Annotated in this window: 2 protein-coding genes; both read right to left on the bottom strand. The window is 59.7% G+C overall.

The genetic code is table 11. The features are described from left to right. A partial coding sequence (locus tag AC1D1Z_RS35125; protein ID WP_477853394.1) for a sulfatase-like hydrolase/transferase occupies positions 1-1,291 on the bottom strand: 1,291 nt, incomplete at its 3' end. A 510-nt stretch (positions 1,292-1,801) separates the two neighbouring features. Then, positions 1,802-3,376: a carboxylesterase/lipase family protein gene (locus AC1D1Z_RS35120; RefSeq protein ID WP_477853392.1), complete on the bottom strand. Its 1,575-nt coding sequence runs from the start codon at positions 3,374-3,376 to the stop codon at positions 1,802-1,804. Positions 3,377-3,694 lie beyond the last annotated feature (318 nt).

The following is a 3,694-nucleotide window of genomic DNA, read 5'->3' as shown; positions in this document are numbered from 1 at the left end:
GGGCAGCACCGAGAGCACTTTCGGCGAAATACCAGATTTCGTGGCGGTTCGACGGACCGGACCCGGTGATCATGCTCGTTTGGTCATAACCGTCGAGATACACTTTGTACTTCTGCCCGTTCATTTCCTTTCCGGCCTTAAGTTCCACGGCAATATTGGCATTGCCTGCGGCCGCGGTGAAAGTCGGGAACCAGTCGAGGCCCGAAATCAAGCCGTTGCCGATTGAGCCGGCCGGGACATGTCCAGGCCAGCGGATCATTGCCGGTGCGCGAAAGCCGCCCTCAAAGGTCGTGCCCTTCCCGCCATAGAACGGCGTCTGCCCGCCATCAGGCCAGGTAAAGTTCTCGGTTCCGTTGTCGGTGGTGAACATGACGATGGTGTTGTCGTCTACGCCCATATCCTTGAGCTTTTGCATCGTGGCGCCCACGATGTCATCAAGTTGGGCCATGCCAGCCTCGTGAATGGTCCATCCATTCTCCGAGTTGCGCATATTTTCATACTTGTCGGAGAGATGCGTTACGATGTGCATGCGGGTCGGGTTGAGCCACAGGAAGAACGGCTTTCCCTCCGCCTTGGCCTTTTCGATGAACTTGAAAGAGAGGGACTGGATTTCGTCGTCAACGGTCTTCATGCGCTCAGGATAGAGCGTGCCGGCATCCTCGATCCGTTGTTTGCCCACCTTGCCCCAGCGCGGCATTTCTGTCGGATCATCCACCTCTGTCGCCCAGGAATGGACCATGTTGCGTGGCCCGACGACGTTCAGTTGGTCCTGCGGATAACCAGGGTGCGCGGGGTCTTCCATCGCATCGAGGTGGTAGAGATAACCGAAGAACTCATCGAAACCGTGAACGGTCGGCAGGAACTCGTTCAGGTCACCGAGATGGTTCTTGCCGAATTGCCCAGTGGCGTAGCCCATGGACTTGAGCACGGTCGCGAGCGTGGGGGCAGCAGCCGGCAGACCGATCGGAGAACCCGCCTGGCCCACCGTGGTCATGCCGGTGCGGACCGGCAGCTCGCCGGTGATGAAGTTCGCACGGCCTGCCGTGCAACTCGCCTCGGCGTAGTAGTCGGTGAAGAGCATGCCATCGGCCGCAAGCTTGTCGAGATTTGGCGTGCGGCCCGCCATCATACCGCGATTGTAGGCGCCGATATTCCAGATGCCAACGTCGTCGCCCATGATGACGACGATGTTTGGTTTCGGCGTTTGGTTCTGAGCGATTGCCGGTGCACTTAACGTGACAGCAAATGCCGAAGCCAGTAGTCCGAAACAGAGGTTTTTTGTATAGCTCATAATTACTCCTCCTCCTGATTTTTGCGCGCCCGTTACGGCACCGGTTTGAACGGTGCTACGGTGCGTGCAATGCGGTAGGCTGAAAGTTGTTCGTGGCTATGTATTATGCGCCGAAGGGGCGATCAGTGCCTGCTAGTGCAGGTGGGATCGGCGTCAAGGACGGCTGTGTTTGCCGGCATCGGCAGATTGTCTCGCATAGAGCTGCGGTAGACAGAGTTCGATCCCGCTTTGAATATCGCACAACTTTAGCTCAGCGACTAGGCGAGTTTCTCAGCCTATGCGAGACAGCCCAGCGGGAATAGGACGTCTGCTTCTGGCGCAATCCGACAGACCCGGCTGCCGCCTGTCGACCCGAAGCTGCCAAGCGCAATTCAACGGAGATCGGGCTTCCGTCAATCGCGACATCCGGAAAGGTCTTCCCAGGAAGACGGCAATGACGAGGCGGGCTTGTGTTATTCGGCAGTTCCCGCAATGGGTAAGGCAACAGACCAGACGACAGGTACCGCCCCGTCATTTCGTCTCCTCCCAATGGCTTTGCCAGAGGTCGAGCCTCGGCTGCAGCGGATCGGCTCCGACCGTTGCGCCGTCATTGCCGAAGTCGATGACCCTCTCGACGAATGGGTCGTGGTGAGGCCATTTTGGCCGTGAGCCGCCATTGGGGTCACCACTCGCTGCAAATTCGACCCAGTAAGCACTCGCCAATGTGGCCATGGCCCAGTCGGCAGGCGTCACCTTGTCTTTCACCAGTGCGTTTGGAATGCCCAGCGTATACGGAATTTCGAAGCCGTGCAGAGTGCCTTTCCATGTCGGTTCGTTGCGGAGAGCCTCGGCGACATAGGAGAAACGATACCACCACGTCGGCTGACCAGCGCGGATCATCTCGTCAGCGAGGTGGCGGGATGGTTCGACAAGCGTCTTGTCGGCCAGAACCTGCTGCTTCAGCTCATCGAGGGTCTGTTGGCCGGTCGGATCGTAGAGCGTCCGGGCTTCGGCGGCATGCTTCCCGAAGAGCGCGAAGAGATCGTCTTTCGTCGCGGCCTCACCGATGCCGAGATCACGATCATTTGCCCCGACGATGACCGGAACCGGCGCCTGACGGCCCGCCGCAAAAGCCGCTTCCGGCGTTTCGAGCAAAAACCGTCCGTCAATGATCGCGCCTGAGATGCCGATGACAGGCTTGCCTGTCGACATTCCCACAAGCACCTCTTGTGCCGATGCGCCTTCGGTGAGCTTTTCCGCAGGCAGCGCCCGAAGGGCGGCGAGAGCCTCGGCATCGCTGCCATTGATTCCCAGAGAAGCCGCATAGTCCAACGCGATTTTCTCCGCTTCCTTCAAAGGTGACAAAGGCGTGCTCTGCGCCCGCGCGGTCGGCAGACTCGGCGACTGTAGAATGGCGCCCCGGAACAGCCCGCGTGACAGTGGCGATATCATGTGCGCCATCACCGAGCCGCCACCGGCCGACTCTCCGAAGATCGTCACTTTCTTCGGATCGCCGCCGAAGACTTCGATATTTTGCTGGACCCATTTCAGGGCGGCCAGCTGATCCATGTAACCATAGTTGCCGACGGGCTCGTCAGGGGATTCCTTCATCAGCGCCGGATGGGCAAAATAACCCAGTCGGCCCATGCGGTAATTCATGCTGACGAACACAACCTTCCGGGCGGCGAGATGGCCACCGGGATACTGAGCGGTGTTTCCATGGGCAAGAGCGCCGCCGTAAATCCAGACCATCACCGGCAGCGGCGTGCGGAGACGCTTGACGGGTGTCCAGACATTGAGGGTCAGACAATCCTCCGACTTCGGCAGGTCGTCGGTCTGCATGCAGGACGGACCGAAAGCGCGGGCATCCCTGGTCCCGCTCCATGGCTTCATCGGTCTGGGATTGCGCCATCGCAGATCACCAACCGGTGGCGCCGCATAGGGTATGCCTTTGAAGCTGAAGACCGTGCCCGACCTCTCACCCTTCAGCATCCCGCCGTCGATGGTAACGGTGTCGTCGGCCGCACGTGATCGTGGCGCGAACGCCATCTGAGAGGATGCGACGGCCAAGAAGAGCAGAAACGTGCGACGGCCGTCCACAAACACTGCACTCTCCACCGCTCAGTTGAGTGAGAGCAAAATACTCCCATAGAACGGCAACGGAAAGGGTTCATCAGGCATCGCTAAAGTGCGCTATTGCTCCACGCCGGCTGTCGGCTCGATCGGCGGGGAGCTTGGCGAAAACGCACGCCCCAACCTCCGTCATCCCAGGCCTCGAGCCTGGGATCCATGGCCGCGGCTGATGGCTGGGCCTCGGGTTTGCAGGGCACGATACTGAAGCAGAGAACCGGGCGTCAGTCGCCTCGCTCGACCGGTCTCCCTCAGTGCCTCTCAGCTGCCTGGTGATTGGTTATATCCTTAGGC

The sequence above is a fragment of the Rhizobium sp. P1_E1 genome (assembly GCF_056406015.1).
Note: the sequence above shows the minus strand (reverse complement) of the source record. Positions and strands in the feature narration are given on the sequence as shown.